Below are 16,875 nucleotides of genomic sequence, written 5' to 3'. Positions count from 1 at the left end.
TGATGAAGCTCGGTCGGCGGTCGATCCGGATCCAACCCCGCCGTGAAGCAAAATGCCGCGCCGCAAAACAGAGTAATGCTCCTTGCAGTTGCAGTTGCAGTTGCAGTTGCAGTTGCAGTGGCAGTTTTACTTCCCCTGCCCACCGACACGGTATCGAAGGGTGGCGTGGGTGGGGCTGCGGGACCGTCGTGCGCCATGGATGGCGCACGCGAGCCTCCAGGGATGGATTCACGGCGTGTCCCGCAGCCCCACCCACGCCACCCTTCGATACCGTGTCGGTGGGCAGGGGAAGTAAAACTGCCACTGCAACTGCAACTGCAACTGCAACTGCAACTGCAAGGAGCATTACTCTGTTTTGCGGCGCGGMATTTTGCTTCACGGCGGGGTTGGATCCGGATCGACCGCCGACCGAGCTTCATCATCTGGTGGGGGCATGACCTGCGAATGATGCGATGCCTCATTGCTGGCATTTTGCTTCGCAATCGGTTCGTATCCCAATCGACCAACGACCGTGTTTCAACATCCGGTGGTGGCATGACCCACGAACAACATCCCGCGTCACCACTACGACATTGCATGACCGCGGTAGGGTCGCATCCCGATCGACTGCTGGCTGTGTTTCAACATCCGGTGGTGGCATGGCAAACGAACAACATCCCGCGTCACCACGACGACAGTGCATGACCACGGTAGGGTCGCATCCCGATCGACCGCTGGCCGTGTTTCAACATCCGGTGATGGCATGACCCACGACCAACGCGGGGTTTCTGCACCACCTCAATGCACCGTTACGGCCACTGCATTTCACCCTTGGCGACTTTGGCACTCACCTCCAACGAACTGACGCCCTGCAGGGTGGGGTAGCGTTTTTTCATCGCGGCAATCAACGCATCGGCGTTGCGGCTGCGTGCGGTTTCTTCGTCGAAGGCGCGGAGGTAGGCGGCGGTGAAATCGAGGGCGCTGCTGTCCAGTGTCGCGCCGCTGGCGTAGTGGCCGGGGATGACGCGGGTGGGTTTGAGGGCCTTGATGGTGGCCAGGGTGGTGAGCCAATCGGCATGCGACTGCGCGCTCTGGGTGTCGGCCATCCAGACATGTTCGCCGGCGACGATGGGAATGCCGCCGAGGACGGTGCGCAGGGTGGGTATCCAGACGACCGTGCGGTCCGGGGTCGGACCGTCGAGGCCGATGATCCGTAGTGGCTGGCCTTCGAGGGTGAGGGTGTTGCCGTCCAGGACCTGCGGGATGACGATGCGTGCGGGTTTGTCAGCGCCCATCTGCGGTCCCCAGTAGGCGAGCTTCCCAACCTGGGTGGCGGTGATGTGGGCGACGGTCTGCGCGGTGGCGACGATGCGGGCGTCGGGGAAGGCGTCCTGCAGGGTGGCCAGGCCGAAGTAGTAGTCCGGGTCGCCGTGGCTGATGTAGATGGTGGTCAGGCGCTTGCCGGAGGCGCGGATGCGCTGGACCAGTTGGGCGGCGTCGGAGGCAGCGAACTGGGCGTCGATCAGCACGGCGTCGTGCTGGCCGGTGATCAGGTTGGAGGCCACCGAGAACAGCGCCTCGTCACCGGGATGGTAGGGCTGCACGTGCAGTGCATGCGCCTGGACGGCTGCAGGGGCGGCCTGGCTGGCGGCGGGTGCGGTCACGCCAAGCGCCGTGCCGATGGCCAGCGCAAGCGCCAAAGTGGCGCGCGAGAAGTTCGGCATTTCACTAATTCCTGTGCGGTGCGGCCCCGGCATCACGCCGGGGCCCGGTAGAGCCGAGCCATGCTCGGCTGCTCTGTCCGTGCCAACCAAGGGCCGGCGGCTGCGTCAATACGCGGCCGTGGCAATCTGCCGCACGTACTGCGGCGTCTCGATCTCACTGACGAACGCATCGGCGTAGTCGGCATAGCTGATCCGGCTGTGGCCGTCGGCGGCCACCAGGAAGTTCTTCGCCTGGGTGCGGAAGCCGCCGCGCTGCGGACCCGGGCCGATTTCGGCGGCGGGGGAATAGAACGTCCAGTCGAGGTCATCGACGGCCTGCAGCTGCTTGAGCGTTTCGCGCGCGGCCAGGGCGACCGGCTTGTAGGCGTCCGGGAAGCCCTCGGTATCCACCAGCTGCACGCCGGGGGCCACTTCCAGGCTGCCGGCGCCGCCGACCATGATGAAGCGCGGCACGCCGGCCTGGCGCGCGGCCTTGACCAGCTCGGCAGAGACGCTGGTCACCGTGCCGGGGGCATCGCCCGGGCGCGGGCCGAAGGCGCTGGCCAGCACGTCGTGACCGGCGATCACGGCGGCCAGGGCGTCGGTATCGTCCAGCGCGGCGACGGCGAGCTGGGCGCCGTCCAGTTCGGTCGGCAGGTCGTTTTCACGGCGCACGATGGCGGTGACCTGATGGCCACGGGCGAGGGCCTGACGGGCGATTTCACGACCGATGTTGCCGGTGGCACCAACGAGGGCAATCTTCATGGGGGCGGATCCGTTGAGGAAGGAAGGCCAGCGTATGCGCCTTAAATCGTCCGAAAAACCGCGTATAACGGTCTAATTTGTTGCATGGATCGATCAGATGGACCGTATGACAGCCATGAACGTGTTCGTGGAGGTGGTCGAGCGCGGCAGCCTCACCGCCGCTGCCGAGGCGCTGGAGATGTCGCGTGCCATGGTCACCCGCTACCTGGCCGAGGTGGAGCGGTGGCTGGGCGCGCGGTTGCTGCACCGGACCACGCGCCGGATCAGCCTGACCGCGCCCGGCGAGGCCGCGCTGCTGCGCTTCCGGCAGATGCTGGCGATCGGCGATGAGTTGCACGGCGAGCTGGCCACCGACAATCCCGAACCGCACGGGTTGATCCGGGTTACGGCCAGCGTGTCGTTCGGGCAGATCCACCTGGCGGCGGCGGTGGCCGATTTCGTCAAGCGCCATCCACTGACCCGGGTCGAACTGCTGCTGGTGGACCGGGTGGTCAACCTGGTCGAAGAACGCGTGGATATCGCCGTGCGCATTTCGCGCGCGATCGATCCGGCGCTGATCGCGCGCTGGTTGGCGCCCTGTCGTTCCGTGCTGTGCGCAGCGCCGTCGTACCTGGCCGAGCGGGGCACGCCGACCACTGCCGACGAACTGGCCGGGCACAACTGCCTGACCCACCACTACGTTGGCAAAAGCGTCTGGCATCTGCAGCGCGACGGACGTGCGATCGCCGTAGCGGTAGGCGGCAACATCAGCGCCAACGAAGCCTCGCTGCTGCTCGAAGCGGTGCGTGCCGGTGCAGGCATCGCGATGCTGCCGACCTACCAGATTGCCCCGCTGCTGCGCAGTGGCGAACTTGTTGAAGTGCTGCCCGAGTACGACGTGGAAGGCCTGGGCATCCATGCGGTCTACGCGTCGCGCCGGCAGCTGCCGACGATCATGCGCAGCTTCCTGGATTTCCTGGTGGAACGCTTTGCCAGTCCGACGTTCCTGGCGCAGCTGTAAACGCAGCCCCGGTAGAGCCGACCGTTGGTCGGCTGCATGCGGCCACTGCGGTTGCAGTTGCACGACGTGCTGATGCGCGGTTGCCGGTTCAAGTGCAGCCGACCAACGGTCGGCTCTACCGGGGCGTGCATCGGCATCACACACGCACCTACGTACAATGGCGCTTCCCTGCTGTGGAAGTGAGCATTGCCTTGTCGTATCCGTATCCGTATCCGTTGGTGGTGTTTGATCTGGATGGCACGCTGGTGGACAGCGCGGCCGATATTGCCGAGGCGTTGAACCGCACGCTGCAGGACTGGCAGTTGCCGCGCGTGCCGGAGGCGACGGTGTTGACCTGGATCGGCGATGGGGTGCGCCGGCTGGTGGAACAGGCGTTCACTGCGGCAGGCAGTAACGTGGATCTGGATGCGGTGATGCCCGGTTTCATGCGTCACTACGAGGCCTGTCTGCTGCGTAGCCCGCGTCTGTTCGACGGGGTAGAAGCGGCGTTGCAGGGTCTGCGCGCGCGCGAGGTTCCCATGGCCATCTGCACGAACAAGCCCTCGGCCCTGGTGGCGCCGCTGCTGCAGCATTTCGGGCTGCAGGATGTTTTCGCGCTGGTGCTCGGCGGTGATTCGCTGCCTGAGCGCAAGCCCAGTGGCGCGCCACTGCGGCATATTGCCGCGCACTTCGGCATCGCGCCGGACGCGGCGTTGATGGTGGGCGATTCGATCACCGATTACCGCGCGGCGGTGGATGCACGCATGCCGGTGGCGCTGGTCCGTTACGGCTATCCGCGTGGACTCGACCTGGACACCGTCGAGGCCGTGGCAGTGATGGATGATCTTCGGGAACTGCTGGCGCTGTAACGTTGGTGGAGCATTGGTCCAAGGGGTGTGGGTGGGGCTGTGTGACGGCCAATGGTTGGCATGTTTTGCTATTTGAAGGCCACTGGCCCGCTGTCTTGGGTGGCGGGTGAGGGGGAGTTCGTCGCGCCTTGGGTGGCGCGACGGTTGGAAAGGCTGCCGAGCATGGCTCGGCATCAGGGGCTGCCGAGCATGGCTCGGCACTACCTGACGGGTGCTTACCTCGGCTGGTAACGCACGCTCAGGCGGTATTCGCGGCCGGGCTGGTTGTACCAGGCCACGGTTTCGTAATCGCGGTCGAACACGTTGCTCACCCGGCCCAGCACCGACCAGTCGCGGCTCAGCGCGTATTCCAGGCGCAGATCGACCGTGCCGTAACCGGCCAGCCGCACCGTGTTGGCGGCGTTGTCGTACCGCTTGCCGGCACCGTTGGCGGTGATGCCGGCGCGGAAGCCGCCGAAGCTGCGGTCGATGTCCAGACGTGCGGTGTTCTGCGCGCGGCGCGCCAGCCAGTTGTCGAACTGCGCGCTGCCATCGGTGCGGTTACGCGGATCGGTGTGGCTGAGCTGTGCGTTGAAGTCAAACCCGGCCCACGCGATCGCGCCGGTCAGTTCCGCGCCACGGATACGCGCCTTTTCCACCTGCGACATCATGAAGGTGGTGGCGTCGTAGGTGATCAGGTCGTCGATGCGGGTTTCGTACACATCCAGGCCCCAGCGCCAGCTGTCGCCCTGCTGGGCGATGCCGAGGTTGGCGCTCTTGGATTTTTCCGGATCCAGGCCGGGCACGCCGCTCCACGGGTCGTAGAGATCGCTGAAGGTCGGGGCCTTGAAGGCGGTGCCGTAGCTGGCATTGAGGCGGAAGCCGCCCCCCAGTTCCAGGCCCCAGCCGAGGCTGCCGGTGGTGTGGTTGCCGAACTGTTCGTTGTCGTCGTTGCGTACGCTGGCCTGCAGGTGGTGCGCGCCGAAGCGGCCCTGGTACTGAAGGAATACACCGGTGTTGTCGCGGTTGTCGACCAGGTAACCGGCGCTGCTGCCATCCAGGTTGTCCTGGCTCCAGTCCACGCCGGCGCTGAGCAACTGGCCCTCGGCCAGGCCGATGTCGGTCTGCACCGATGCGCTGTCGCGATGGGTCTGCGCCGCGCCCAGCCAGGTGCTGCCGTTGTAGTTGTCCGACTCGTTGTCGGCGCGGCCGACATTGACGGTCAGGTTGAAGCGCTCGCTTGGGCTGTAGCGGACCTTGCCGCCGAGCACCTGCTGCAGCGTCTCCGAATAGTTGTAGTAGCCGTCGTAGTGGTTCTCGCCCTTGGCGCGCAGCGCGGTGCCTTCCACGCTCAGCGCATCGGTCAGCGTGTAGCCGCCACGCAGGCTCATGGACAGGTTACGGTAGCCGTCACGATCGGGTTCGTCGGCGCCACAGCCGGCGAAGGTGGCCGCATCGCCGCGGCAGGAATTGATGCCGTCGGTGTGCTGGTAGGCGATGTCGGTGCCGAACCAGCCGCGCTCGCCGCTGCCGCCGAAGCCGGCGCTGGCCTCGCGCAGGCCGTTGCTGCCGCCACCCACCTGCAGGTGCGGGGCGAAGGTGCCGACGTTGCGGCGGGTGAAAATCTGGATCACGCCGCCAATCGCATCGGCGCCGTACAGGCTGGACTGCGGACCGCGCACGATTTCAATGCGTTCGATCTGCGCCAGCGGCAGGTCCTGGATCATCGCCAGGCCCAGGTCGCCGGTGTTGATGCGCACGCCATCCACCAGCACCAGGGTGTGAGCGGAATTGGTGCCGCGCAGGAACAGCGAGCTCTGTTTGCCGAGGCCACCGTTGTTGGTGAGGTTGATGCCGGCGCGGCCGCGCAGCAGGTCCTGCAGCGACGGTGCCTGACTGCGCTCGATCTCGGCGCGGTCGATCACCTGGGCCGGCGAGATGCTGTCCTGCAGGGCGATGGGGGTGCGGGTGGCGGTGACCAGCACCTGGTCCAGTGCGGTGGCCTCGTCCTGGGCGGACGCCAGCAGGGGCAGGGCCGACAACACGGCCAGGGAAAGAACGCGGATCTGCAGCTTCATCGATGACTCCATGCACCGCGCACGCCCGCGCGGCAAAGGGTGGGGATGATCGCGCTGCAGGAGTCACTCGACGGAGAGCGGGCACGCGGCACCGCTTGCCGCCGCCATGCCCGCCGCATCGCAACCAGTCGTCTTCCAGGCCGGTCTCCGGGCTCGCATGGCGATGGCGGTGCCATCGTGCCAGGCGCCTTCCCATGCCGGAGCACAGTGGCGTATTGCCTGGTGTTTCCACGCTTACCGTTGCGGGGGCAGCGCCGGAGTGGCGGCCAGGCACAGGGCCTGACGCGTCACCGGCTTCCCGTTTCAACCTGGCGGCATCGCAGCCCCAGGTCACCTGAAAGTGGGCGCAGTCTAAGCCATCGGCCGGGCCGGCGGAGCGCACCGGTTAGAATGCGCCTCGCTTTTTCGATGTGATCTCCATGACCCCACTGTGGTTGCAGCACCCCGGCACCGACGCCCGTGACCCGTACCGGCCGGCCGCAGCGGGCAGCAGACGGGGCGCGGCATGATCCTCGACCTGATCCGCCACGCCAGCACCGGCCGCGATGGCCACCTGGACGGTCGCACCGATCCACCGCTGGAAGATGGCAGCACCGATGCATTGTGCGCACGCTATGCGACGCTGGGCTGGGCGCGTGTGCTCAGTTCACCGCGCCAGCGTGCGCTGGCCAGCGCCGATGCACTGGCATTGCCGCGCGGGCTGGAGGTGATCGCCGACGAAGAGTGGGAAGAGCTGGATTTCGGCACCTGGGACGGGCAGGCGCTGCACGACCTGCCGATGCAGGAACTGTCCGCCTTCCACCTGGACCCGCATGCCAATCCACCGCCGCAGGGCGAAAGCTGGGGGCACTTCGAACGCCGCATCGGGCGCGGCCTGCATCGGCTGCTCGATGAGCCCGACCCGCCGGCGACGCTGATCGTCAGCCACGGTGGCCCGTTGCGGATGGTGCTGTCGCAGGTGTGCGGGCTGCCGATGGCGATGTGCTGGGCGCTGCGTATCGACCACGGTACGCGGCTGCAGTTGCGCGTTGAACGCGAGGACGGGCGGCTATGGGGCGAACTGCTGGAACTCCAGCAGGTCTGATCACTCCGCCGGTTCGTCCTCACGGTCGAACAGCGGCGCATCACCGGCGTCGTCGTCATCGCGGCGCTCGGCGGTGCGGTCGTACACCGGGCCGGAGGCGGGTGGGGCCTTCTTCAGCGGCTTGTCGGCGATGATCGCGTCGTACTCGGCGACCAGTTCGATGCGGCGCGCTTCGGGCAGTTCCTGCCAGTGGCAGTCCTGCAGCGCGCCTTCCAGCGAATAGAGCAGGTTGAGGCTGGGCTTGAAGCCGGCACGGCGGACCTTCACGAAGGCGCCCACCGCGCCGACCGCGGTCAGCTCCTCGGGCGTGCGCAGACCGACCTGGCGCAGCCAGGCCGCGCTTTTGGGGCCAATGTTGCGCAGCTTGACGCTCATCCCAGGGCCTCGACGAACACCGCGGCGATCGCTTCCAGGCCGGCCTGATCCTCGGCATCGAAGCGCGCCAGCGACGGGCTGTCGAGGTCGAACACGCCGATCAGCGTATCGCCGTGGACCAGCGGCACCACCAGTTCCGAGCGCGAGGCCGAATCGCAGGCGATGTGGCCCGGGAAGGCGTCCACGTCCTCGATCCGCTGGGTCACCCGCTGGCTGGCGGCCGCACCGCAGACGCCCTTGTGCAGCGGGATGCGCACACAGGCCGGCAGGCCCTGGAACGGCCCGACCACCAGCTCGGTGCCGTCGTAGAAATAGAAACCGACCCAGTTCAGGTGCGGCAGCGCGTGGTAGACCAGCGCCGACAGGTTGGCGGCATTGGCGATCCGGTCGCGCTCGCCGTGCACCAGTGCACGGGCCTGGGCCAGCAGCTGGCCGTACTGTTCCGGCTTGCTGCCGGTAAGCGTGGAGTTCTCGAACATGGGCCGAGTCTAGCAAGCAGCAGGGCGCCCCGGGACCGCCGATAATGCACCGCTCCTTCCCGACCACCGCGCCGATGACTGCCCCACCGCTCCCCGCCCTGTACGTCACCGGCACCGATACCGGCATCGGCAAGACCTTCAGCAGCTGCGTTCTGCTGCACGCCCTGCGCCAGCGCGGGGGCCGCGCGGTGGGCATGAAGCCGGTCGCCAGTGGTTGCCAATGGACGGCCGAGGGCCTGCGCAACGAAGATGCCACTGCGCTGCTGGCCGCCAGCGACCCGCAGCCGGCCTATGCCGACCTCAACCCGTATGCGCTGCCGCTGCCACTGGCGCCCGAGCTGGCCGCCGCCGACGCCGGCGTGAGCCTGGCGCTGGAACCGATAGAAGCCGCGTTCGCGCGCCTGCGTGCCCAGGCCGATACGGTCGTGGTCGAAGGCGTGGGCGGCTGGCTGGCGCCGCTGTCGGGCAGCCTCGACCAGGCCGACCTGGTGCATGCCCTGCGCCTGCCGGTGGTGATGGTGGTCGGGCTACGGTTGGGCTGCCTCAACCACGCGCGGCTGACCGCGGCGGCGATCGCGGCCAGCGGAGCGACCTGCATCGGCTGGATCGGCAATGAGGTCGACCCGCAGATGGCGCGCATCGACGACAACATGGCCCTGTTGCATACGCGGCTGGCGATGCCCTGCCTGGGGCGGTTGCCGTACGCACCGGGGGCCGAACCGGCCGGGTTGGCGGATTGCCTGCGCCTGCAGGAGGCGTAGGGCTTCCGAGCGCGGCGAAGCAGCCACCCATGGGGTGGCTCTACCGTGGCACGGTCCCAATCGGGTAGAGCCACCCCTTGGGTGGCTGGCCCCACCGTGGCAGGGCCTCAACCGGGTAGAGCCACCCCATGGGTGGCTGACGCCACCGTAGCAGCGCCTCAACCGGGTAGAGCCACCCCATGGGTGGCTGACGCCACCGTGGCAGTGTCCCAATCGGGTAGAGCCACCCCATGGGTGGCTGGCGCGCGGTGTTGGCCGGTGGCGTTTTCATTCGCCGCGCAGTGCGCAGGCCAGTTGGCCCAGCGTGCTGATCGCCGCCACGTAGCGCTCGTCCAGCTCCTGGCAGCAGGACAAGCGCAGGCAATGCCGGTATCGCGCACCGCGCGAATACACCTGGCCGGGCATGAACACCACGCCCTTGGCCAACGCCTGCTCGAACAGCTCGCCGGTGTCGATACTGGCGGGCAGTTCGACCCACAGCAGGAAGCCGCCGGTGGGCTGGGTGGCCAGCGTCCCGGCCGGAAAATGCTGGGCGATCAGGCTGCGCACGCGTCGCACCTGGTCGCTGTACAGACGCCGCAACCGGCGCAGGTGCTGCTCATAACTGCCCGCCTCGAGAAACGCACCGACCGCTTCGCCGAGCAGGCGCGGTTCGGCGCCGGTGGACTGGAACTTGAGCAGTTGGATGTCGGCGGCGAAGCGACCGGCGTCGAGCCAGCCGATCCGGTAGTCCGGGGCAAGGGTCTTGGAGAAGCTGCTGACCACCATCACCCAACCGTCGTCATCGAAGGCTTTGAGCAACGGCGACAGCGGCTCCTGGAACTGCAGCTCGGCATACACCGCATCTTCGATCAACGGAATCCGATAACGGTTCACCAGCGCGGCCAGCCGCTGCTTCTCGGCCACCGGCATGGTGAAACCAAGCGGGTTGTGCACGCTGGGCATGGCCACGATCGCGGCCAGCGCGCCCCGTTCGAGCTGCGCGGCGACGGCATCCACGTCCAGCCCGAGGCGCGGGTCGGTGGGCAGTTCGATCGCCTTCAGGCCCAGGTTGCTCAGCAGCGGATACAGGTTGAAATACGACGGCGCTTCAATGCCCACCGCATCGCCCGGACGGGTCACCGCGCGCAATGCGAGCTGCAGCGCTTCCATCGCACCGTGGGTGAGCACCAGGCGTTCGACGCTGGTGTGCAGCCCGAGCCGCGGACCGCGCCGCACGATCTGTTCGAGCAGGCGCGTAGCGGCATTGGGCCGCGCGTAGGTTTCCACCATGCCGGCGCGGCGCAGCACCTGCGCGGTGCTGCGCGCCAGCTTGTCGCCGGGATAGAAACGGCGGCCACGGGGGCCGGCGAAGGCGAGGTCGACAACGCCGGGCTGCTGCTGTGCGGCCAGTACGCGGGCCATCATCAACTGCTGCGCCTGGGTGGTGGCCAGCGACGGCGCCTGGCGCAGCGAGCGGGTGGGCTCGGCCAGGCGCGCGCTGACCACGAAGCCGGCTTTCGGCCGTGGAATCACCAGGCCGGCGTCTTCAAGCTGGCGGTAGGCGGCGATGACGGTGTTGAGGCTGAGCTGGCGCTGTGCGGCCAGCCCACGCAGCGACGGCAGGCGCGTACCGACGGGCAGACGGCCGCTGTGGATGGCGTCGGCCATTTCATCGGCCAGGGATTGGTAGAGGTTGGCTGCCATGGGGTGCCCGCAGGAATCTGTAACCATGCGGATGGCCAAACGCTGGCTCTGTATCCGCGGCTTGACGCAGCCTAGCATGCTCCTGTCAGCGCCCGGCCCACCTCCGCCGCGCACCCCGGTCCTTCCCTCGCGCACGGCGGTGCGGTGTTTCGCCGTGCGCTTTTTTTTCCAGATCAACGGCCGGCGTGTGCGGGCTTTCGCTGGTTCGGGCGGGTACGGGTGGGTTTGCGGGACACGCCGCAAGTACGTCCCTGTAGGCTCGCGTACGCCTTGCGCACGTGCGCAATCCTGCGCACGTGGCAAGACCGGGGCTGGGCGTCCTGCCCAGCCCGTCCGACGCATGCGTCGGACCCATGGCGCATGACGGTCCCGCAAGCCCACCCGTACCCGCCCCAGACAGTTGGCTGGTGCGCAGCGAACAGGCACAAGCACAGCCACAGCGACAGCGACAGCCAAGCATCAGCCACAAGCATCAGCCCCAAGCATCAGCTACAAGCATCAGCCCTGCCGTCTTTGCGTCGTGCTTCCAGGGTTTTCGACGGCCACCAGCCCACTGTCTGGGGCGGGAGCACCGCAGACATCGACGCTCCAAAAGAACAGCATCACCGCGCAGAAAGAGTCGACACCAACCTCGGCTTCTCGCGATACAGCGCCGGATACTGCTGCTTCAGTGCCGCCACCTTGGGCGCATCGTTGATCTGGATGTACTGCGATTCGGGATGCAGGGTGAGGTAGTTCTGGTGATAGCCCTCGGCAGCATAGAAACGCTTGCCGCCGTCGACCTGGGTCACCACCGGCGCCGCATACGCCTTGGCGCGCTGCAACTGGACGATATAGGCGCGCGTGGCGTCGCGTTGCGCGGCGTCATCGGCGTACACCGCAGAACGGTACTGGGTACCGCGATCCGGACCTTGCCGATTCAGCAGCGTCGGATCATGCACCACCGAGAAGAACACCTGCATCAATTGCCCGTAGCTGACCTTCGACGGATCATAGGTGACCTGCACCGCTTCGGCATGGCCGGTGCCACCGCCGCCCACGCGCGGATAGCTGGCATCGGCCCCACTCCCACCTATGTAGCCGGACACCGCGTTGTCCACGCCATTGATGTGCTGGAACACCCCCTGTACCCCCCAGAAACAACCGCCGGCGAACACCACCTGCGCACGCGTGCTGCCGGGTTGTTTGAAATCGGCACTGCCGCCCGGTGCAGGCACCGTGACCAGGGCCTGCGCCGGCGCGGCATGCACCGGGCCGTCCAGGCTGAGCACCGCCGTGACCGTCAGTGCGGCGATCACCGCGGCGATGCTGCCGGCAACCAGTTTGTCCATTGCGATCTTCATCGAAGGCCTCCAGGGCTCAACCGAACGTAAAGGCGTAGGCGTGCACACCCGGATCGAGGAACTCGATCTCGAAAGTCCGTTCGCGCACATCGCCGGATTGGCGGATCAACTGGTACAGACGGTGCCCGCCGACCTGGCCGCTGCCATCGGCCGACACATCGCCACCGGCGGCCGCGCCCGGCGGCTGGCCGTCGATGCGCACGCGGTAGCGCACCGGCCTGCCATCGACCGCCGGCGCCAGCACCAGGTGCAGGTCGCGGGCATGGAAGCGGAACGCGATCCGGCCACCGGCCGCGTCCAACGCTGCGTCCTCATTGCCCACGGTCCAGCGACCGCCGAGCGCCCACTGATTCAGGCCCAGCGTGGCCGGCACGGTGTAGTCCGCGGCGCGGTCCGGCTGCTGCCCGCCAGGCGAGGCGAAGTTCTCCGCGCGCGCATGGCCCAGGTAAGTCTCCGGCGATTTCAGGTTGCGCATGTCGGCCTGCTGCTCCACGCCATCGCGCGGTGCCGCCGCGGCCATCGCCATCGCCTGCGCCGGTTCGTCGGGCAGCGTGTTGCCCGCTTCGCGCAGCAGCCGGCGGATGATCTGCTCGGACTGGGCGTAATTGCCTTCGCCAAAGTGGTGCGCGCGGATACGGCCTTGGGCATCAATGAAGTAGTGCGCCGGCCAGTAGCGGTTGTTGAAGCCGCGCCAGATCGCGAAATCATTGTCGATCGCCACCGGGTAGGTGACCTTCAGGTCTTTCACCGCGCCCTGCACGTTGCCCAGGCTGCGTTCGAAGGCGAACTCCGGCGCATGCACACCGATCACCACCAGACCGTGGTCGCGGTAGCGTTCGGCCCATTCACGCACATACGGCAGGGCCCGCAGGCAGTTGATGCAGGAGTAGGTCCAGAAATCGACCAGGACGACCTTGCCGCGCAGGCCTTCAGCGCTCAACGGCGGGCTGTTGAGCCACCCGGTGGCGCCGGCGAGGGAGGGCAGGGTGCCTTCCACCGGCAGTTCGCCGTTCGGCTGGCCGCTGGCCGTCGTCATCGCCGCACCCGCGGCCGGCTGCTGCCCGGGCAGCGTATCCAGCAGGCCCTGTTCGAGTTTGGCCGTGCTTACCGTGGACAAGCGCGTCAACACGCCGGTGTCCCAGCCCATCGCGATCGCCACCACCGCCAGCAGCGCGGCCACGCCGAGCGCGCGACGGATCCATTCGCCCATGCCCAGGCGCTGCTTGAGTGCGGCGAACACCCGGCCGCCGATCCAGATCGCCAGCGCCAGCGACGTCGCTGCGCCCAGTGCATAGGCCAGCAGTAGGCCACTGGTGCCCACGCTGGCGCCCTGCAGCGCCGCGCCGGTGAGGATCAGGCCCAGGATCGGCCCGGCGCACGGCGCCCACAGCAGGCCGGTGGCGATGCCGATCAACAACGAGGTACCGATCCCGCCGCGTCCGGCGTCGCTGGCCGCATCGGCCGAGGCGCTCAGGCGTGCGCCAAGGCGTTGGAACGGCGAGAGCAGGCGGTTGGCCAGCGAGGGCCACAGCAGCGCCAGCGCAAACAGCGCCATCACCACCAGCGCGATCCAGCGCCCGATCTGGTTGGCCTGCGCCACCCATTGGCTACCCACCGCCGCTAGGCTGGCGACCACCGCGAACATCAGGGTCATGCCCACCAGCAGCGGCAGGCCACTGCGCAGGAAGGGACGGTCCGAGCGCGCGAACACGAAGGGCAGCACCGGCAGGATGCACGGGCTGAGGATGGTGAGTACGCCGCCGAGGTAGGCCAGGACAAGCAGGAACATGGACAGATCCTTCCAGGATGCAGGGAGAAACGGCGCTCAGGCCGCGGTGAAGGTCATCGCCACGCCGTTCATGCAGTAGCGCAGCCCGGTCGGGCGCGGACCATCGTCGAACACGTGGCCGAGATGGCCGCCGCAGCGCCGGCAATGCGCCTCGATGCGGATCATGCCCAGGGTGGTGTCGCGGTCTTCGGCGACGGCGTCATGCAGCGGTGCCCAGAAACTGGGCCAGCCGGTACCGCTGTCGAACTTGGTCGACGAAGAGAACAGCGACAGCGCGCAGCCGGCGCAGTTGAACGTGCCGCGCCGATGCTCCTTGTTGAGCGGGCTGCTGAAGGGCCGCTCCGTGCTCTGCCGGCGCAGCACCGCGTACTGCGCCGGGCTGAGCTGTTCACGCCACTGCGCATCGGTGCGCATCACCTCGAAACGACGGGTCGGGGCGGCGGTGGCAGCCGGTGCCGGGCCGCTGCAGGCGGTCAGACCAAATACGCCGGCGGCGGCCGTCATGGCGCCCATGCCGAGTACATTGCGACGGGAGTAACGCATGGCCGATCTCCAGGTCCGGGAACGATGGGGCCATGCTGCGCCCGGGCCGGTCAACGAATCCTCACGCAGGGTTAAATTTTCCGTGACACATTCAGGCCCGGATCGACCGACAATGCGGGCATCCCTTCCTGGCCGGCCCGCCCGCACCGATGAGCAGCGCCAAGCGTGTCCTGATCGTCGAAGACGATGTCCACATCGCCACCCTGCTGCGCATGCACCTGCGCGACGAGGGCTACGAGGTCACCCACGCCGCCACCGGCGACGAGGGGCTGGCCCTGCTCGAAGCGCAGCCGTGGAGCGCGCTGGTGCTGGACCTGATGCTGCCCGGCGTGGACGGCCTGGAGATCTGCAAGCGCGCCCGCGCGATGACGCGCTACACCCCGATCATCATCACCAGTGCGCGTGCCAGCGAAGTGCATCGCATCCTCGGCCTGGAACTGGGCGCGGACGACTACCTGGCCAAACCGTTCTCGATGCTGGAGCTGGTGGCGCGGGTCAAAGCCCTGCTGCGCCGGGTGGAAGCAATGGCGCAGAACGCGCGCATCGATGCCGGCGAACTGGACGTGGCCGGCATCCGCATCGATCCGGTCGCGCGCAACGCTCAGGTCGACGGGCGTGCGCTGGAGCTGACCCCGCGCGAGTTCGACCTGCTCTACTTCTTCGCCCGCCATCCCGGCCAGGTTTACTCGCGCATGGACCTGCTCAACCAGGTCTGGGGCTATCAGCACGACGGCTACGAACACACCGTCAACACCCACATCAACCGGCTGCGCAACAAGATCGAACGCGACCCGGCCAGCCCGCAGCGCATCCAGACGGTGTGGGGTCGTGGCTACAAGCTGGTCGGCGATGAAGGAGCAGCGGCGTGATCCGCCTGACCCTGTCCCAGCGCCTGTCGGTAGTGTTCTGCGCACTGTTGTTGGTGTGCTGCGGCGCGTTGATGTGGATCCAGATGCGCAGCACCGCCATGCACGAGCAGGAGACCGTGCAGCGGCTGTCGCGCGGGCTGGCCGAACATATCGCGCGCAGTGGTGAATTGATGGACGCGCGCGGCATGCGCGGCGGCGAAGTGCGCGCGCTGTTCGGCAAGCTGATGGCGGTCAATCCCAGCGTCGAGGTGTACCTGCTCGACGACGCGGGCCGCATCCTCGGCCATGACGCGCCCGATGGCCACCTCAAGCGCGACCGCGTGGACCTGGCGCCGGTACGCGCCCTGCTGCGCGACGAACCGTTGCCGATCCTCGGCGACGACCCGCGCAGCGCCACCGGCCGCAAGGTGTTCAACGCCGCCCCGCTGTGGGTGCAGGGACGCCAGGCCGGCTACATCTACGTGGTGCTGGTGGGCGAGCAGCGCGAGGCGCTGGCCGCCAACATCGCCGCCAACGCGACCCTGCGCACGACGTTGTGGTCGTTGGCGATCCTGGCGGCGGTCGGGCTGTTGGCCGGCGGGGTCGCGTTCCGTTGGGTCACCCGGCCGCTGCGCCAGCTGACCCGCCGCATCCAGGCCTTCGACGTGGACGCCGCCGGTGCCGGCACGCCGCTGCCACCGACCCCGCTGCGTCCCGGTGAGCGCGACGAACTGGCGATCCTGCAGCACAGCTTCGGGCACATGGGCCAGCGCCTGGGCGAGCAGTGGCAGCAGTTGCGCGAACAGGACCTGCAGCGCCGCGAGCTGGTGGCCAACATTTCCCACGACCTGCGCACGCCGCTGTCCTCGCTGCACGGCTACCTGGAAACCCTGGCCCTGAAGGACGCTACGCTCAGCGCCGACGAGCGCCAGCGCTACCTTGGCATCGCGCTGGCGCAGAGCCGCAAGGTCGGTGCGCTGGCCCAGGCGTTGTTCGAACTGGCGCGGCTGGAACACGGCGCGGTCAGCCTGGACCTGCAGGCGTTCTCGCTGCCGGACCTGGTCCAGGATGTGTTCCAGAAATTCGAACTGGGCGCGCAGGCACGCCGGCAGACGCTCAGCGCGGACATACCGCCCGGGCTCCCGGCAGTCGTGGCGGATCTGCCATTGATCGAGCGCGTACTGACCAACCTGCTCGACAACGCCATCCGCCACACTCCTGAAGGCGGCCGCATCGAGGTGGTGCTACGCGCGCAGGACGGCGAGGTGCAGGTCGCCATCGCCGACACCGGACCGGGCATCGCGCCCGAGCGCCGCGCCGGGTTGTTCAACACGCCGCCCGCGTTGGGCAGTGCGCGCCCGGACAGCGGCGGGCTCGGCCTGTTGATCGTCCACCGCATCCTGCAACTGCACCACCGCGACATCCGCCTGATGGACAGCCGCGAAGGCGCGCTGTTCGTGTTCACCCTGCCAACTGCCGCACGCTGATGCCCGGGGCGGGGACGTTGCGTCGACGGCCCGCGCGCTGGTAGAGCCGACCRTTGGTCGGCTGCACGCGCAGCCTGCGTGTGGTTTACGTGGAGCCGGCCAGCGGCCGGCACTACCCGCCAAACAAC

At 67.8% G+C, this 16,875-nt stretch carries 15 protein-coding genes and 1 riboswitch; of the genes, 6 read left to right on the top strand and 9 right to left on the bottom strand.

Annotation, left to right across the window (positions count from 1 at the left end):
- Positions 1-788 precede the first annotated feature (788 nt).
- Together AC1DR7_RS12560 and AC1DR7_RS12555 are read right to left on the bottom strand one after the other, a co-directional pair.
- Positions 789-1,703: an MBL fold metallo-hydrolase gene (locus tag AC1DR7_RS12560; protein WP_457320807.1), complete on the bottom strand. Its 915-nt coding sequence runs from the start codon at positions 1,701-1,703 to the stop codon at positions 789-791.
- 105 nt (positions 1,704-1,808) lie between these two features.
- Entirely contained in the window at positions 1,809-2,447 is a 639-nt protein-coding gene (locus tag AC1DR7_RS12555) for an NAD(P)-dependent oxidoreductase (RefSeq protein WP_457320809.1), read from the bottom strand.
- Between the two features lie 97 nt (positions 2,448-2,544).
- Here AC1DR7_RS12555 and AC1DR7_RS12550 point away from each other — a divergent pair, with 97 nt between their 5' ends.
- Positions 2,545-3,447, top strand: a complete 903-nt coding sequence (locus AC1DR7_RS12550) for a LysR family transcriptional regulator (RefSeq protein ID WP_457320811.1) — start codon at positions 2,545-2,547, stop codon at positions 3,445-3,447.
- A 173-nt stretch (positions 3,448-3,620) separates the two neighbouring features.
- Positions 3,621-4,295, top strand: a complete 675-nt coding sequence (gene gph / locus AC1DR7_RS12545; protein WP_478051776.1) for a phosphoglycolate phosphatase — start codon at positions 3,621-3,623, stop codon at positions 4,293-4,295.
- 215 nt (positions 4,296-4,510) lie between these two features.
- Here the strand turns inward: gph and btuB are convergent, their stop codons facing one another.
- A complete protein-coding gene (gene btuB, locus AC1DR7_RS12540; RefSeq protein ID WP_457318897.1) occupies positions 4,511-6,352 on the bottom strand; it encodes a TonB-dependent vitamin B12 receptor in 1,842 nt (613 codons plus the stop codon).
- A gap of 121 nt (positions 6,353-6,473) precedes the next feature.
- Positions 6,474-6,705: riboswitch (cobalamin riboswitch) on the bottom strand.
- Between the two features lie 152 nt (positions 6,706-6,857).
- On the opposite strand from btuB, the gene AC1DR7_RS12535 reads away from it, so the two are divergent.
- Positions 6,858-7,436: a histidine phosphatase family protein gene (locus AC1DR7_RS12535; RefSeq protein WP_457318896.1), complete on the top strand. Its 579-nt coding sequence runs from the start codon at positions 6,858-6,860 to the stop codon at positions 7,434-7,436.
- Here AC1DR7_RS12535 and AC1DR7_RS12530 read toward each other — a convergent pair whose 3' ends face one another.
- Both AC1DR7_RS12530 and AC1DR7_RS12525 read right to left on the bottom strand, forming a co-directional pair.
- Complete coding sequence (locus AC1DR7_RS12530) at positions 7,437-7,811, bottom strand: TfoX/Sxy family protein (protein WP_457318895.1); 375 nt, start codon at positions 7,809-7,811, stop codon at positions 7,437-7,439.
- Positions 7,808-8,290, bottom strand: coding sequence for a GAF domain-containing protein (locus AC1DR7_RS12525; protein WP_256775169.1), 483 nt, complete (start codon positions 8,288-8,290; stop codon positions 7,808-7,810). The genes AC1DR7_RS12530 and AC1DR7_RS12525 overlap by 4 nt, the downstream gene beginning before the upstream one ends.
- A 74-nt stretch (positions 8,291-8,364) precedes the next feature.
- Here AC1DR7_RS12525 and bioD point away from each other — a divergent pair, with 74 nt between their 5' ends.
- Positions 8,365-9,051, top strand: a complete 687-nt coding sequence (gene bioD / locus AC1DR7_RS12520; protein ID WP_457318898.1) for a dethiobiotin synthase — start codon at positions 8,365-8,367, stop codon at positions 9,049-9,051.
- 267 nt (positions 9,052-9,318) lie between these two features.
- Here bioD and AC1DR7_RS12515 read toward each other — a convergent pair whose 3' ends face one another.
- The 4 genes from AC1DR7_RS12515 to msrB all read right to left on the bottom strand — a co-directional run bounded on the left by AC1DR7_RS12515 (position 9,319) and on the right by msrB (position 14,412).
- Positions 9,319-10,737, bottom strand: coding sequence for an aminotransferase-like domain-containing protein (locus tag AC1DR7_RS12515; RefSeq protein WP_457318894.1), 1,419 nt, complete (start codon positions 10,735-10,737; stop codon positions 9,319-9,321).
- A 602-nt stretch (positions 10,738-11,339) separates the two neighbouring features.
- The gene (gene msrA, locus AC1DR7_RS12510) at positions 11,340-12,080 is read right to left on the bottom strand and encodes a peptide-methionine (S)-S-oxide reductase MsrA (RefSeq protein WP_457318893.1); all 741 of its coding nucleotides are present in this window, start codon (positions 12,078-12,080) and stop codon (positions 11,340-11,342) included.
- A 16-nt stretch (positions 12,081-12,096) separates the two neighbouring features.
- A complete protein-coding gene (locus tag AC1DR7_RS12505) occupies positions 12,097-13,869 on the bottom strand; it encodes a cytochrome c biogenesis protein DipZ (protein ID WP_457318892.1) in 1,773 nt (590 codons plus the stop codon).
- Positions 13,870-13,905: 36 nt separating this feature from the next.
- Complete coding sequence (gene msrB / locus AC1DR7_RS12500) at positions 13,906-14,412, bottom strand: peptide-methionine (R)-S-oxide reductase MsrB (protein WP_457318891.1); 507 nt, start codon at positions 14,410-14,412, stop codon at positions 13,906-13,908.
- A 149-nt stretch (positions 14,413-14,561) separates the two neighbouring features.
- Between msrB and AC1DR7_RS12495 the strand changes: the two genes are divergently transcribed.
- Together AC1DR7_RS12495 and AC1DR7_RS12490 are read left to right on the top strand one after the other, a co-directional pair.
- Positions 14,562-15,281 (top strand): response regulator transcription factor, encoded by a 720-nt coding sequence (locus AC1DR7_RS12495; RefSeq protein ID WP_256775305.1) that lies wholly within the window; start codon positions 14,562-14,564, stop codon positions 15,279-15,281.
- Positions 15,278-16,747: a sensor histidine kinase gene (locus tag AC1DR7_RS12490; RefSeq protein WP_457318889.1), complete on the top strand. Its 1,470-nt coding sequence runs from the start codon at positions 15,278-15,280 to the stop codon at positions 16,745-16,747. Before AC1DR7_RS12495 ends, AC1DR7_RS12490 begins: the two co-directional genes overlap by 4 nt.
- Positions 16,748-16,875: the final 128 nt, after the last annotated feature.

The organism is Stenotrophomonas sp. P5_A9, assembly GCF_056400525.1.
Note: the sequence above shows the minus strand (reverse complement) of the source record. Positions and strands in the feature narration are given on the sequence as shown.

Excerpts from the sequence above, each read along its gene's own strand:
- msrA (WP_457318893.1), bottom strand. The coding sequence starts at position 12,080 with ATGAAGATCGCAATGGACAAACTGGTTGCCGGCAGCATCGCCGCGGTG.
- btuB (WP_457318897.1), bottom strand. The coding sequence starts at position 6,352 with ATGAAGCTGCAGATCCGCGTTCTTTCCCTGGCCGTGTTGTCGGCCCTG.
- AC1DR7_RS12535 (WP_457318896.1), top strand. The coding sequence starts at position 6,858 with ATGATCCTCGACCTGATCCGCCACGCCAGCACCGGCCGCGATGGCCAC.
- AC1DR7_RS12530 (WP_457318895.1), bottom strand. The coding sequence starts at position 7,811 with ATGAGCGTCAAGCTGCGCAACATTGGCCCCAAAAGCGCGGCCTGGCTG.
- AC1DR7_RS12525 (WP_256775169.1), bottom strand. The coding sequence starts at position 8,290 with ATGTTCGAGAACTCCACGCTTACCGGCAGCAAGCCGGAACAGTACGGC.
- AC1DR7_RS12505 (WP_457318892.1), bottom strand. The coding sequence starts at position 13,869 with ATGTTCCTGCTTGTCCTGGCCTACCTCGGCGGCGTACTCACCATCCTC.
- AC1DR7_RS12495 (WP_256775305.1), top strand. The coding sequence starts at position 14,562 with ATGAGCAGCGCCAAGCGTGTCCTGATCGTCGAAGACGATGTCCACATC.
- msrB (WP_457318891.1), bottom strand. The coding sequence starts at position 14,412 with ATGCGTTACTCCCGTCGCAATGTACTCGGCATGGGCGCCATGACGGCC.
- AC1DR7_RS12555 (WP_457320809.1), bottom strand. The coding sequence starts at position 2,447 with ATGAAGATTGCCCTCGTTGGTGCCACCGGCAACATCGGTCGTGAAATC.
- bioD (WP_457318898.1), top strand. The coding sequence starts at position 8,365 with ATGACTGCCCCACCGCTCCCCGCCCTGTACGTCACCGGCACCGATACC.
- AC1DR7_RS12550 (WP_457320811.1), top strand. The coding sequence starts at position 2,545 with ATGGACCGTATGACAGCCATGAACGTGTTCGTGGAGGTGGTCGAGCGC.
- AC1DR7_RS12515 (WP_457318894.1), bottom strand. The coding sequence starts at position 10,737 with ATGGCAGCCAACCTCTACCAATCCCTGGCCGATGAAATGGCCGACGCC.
- AC1DR7_RS12560 (WP_457320807.1), bottom strand. The coding sequence starts at position 1,703 with ATGCCGAACTTCTCGCGCGCCACTTTGGCGCTTGCGCTGGCCATCGGC.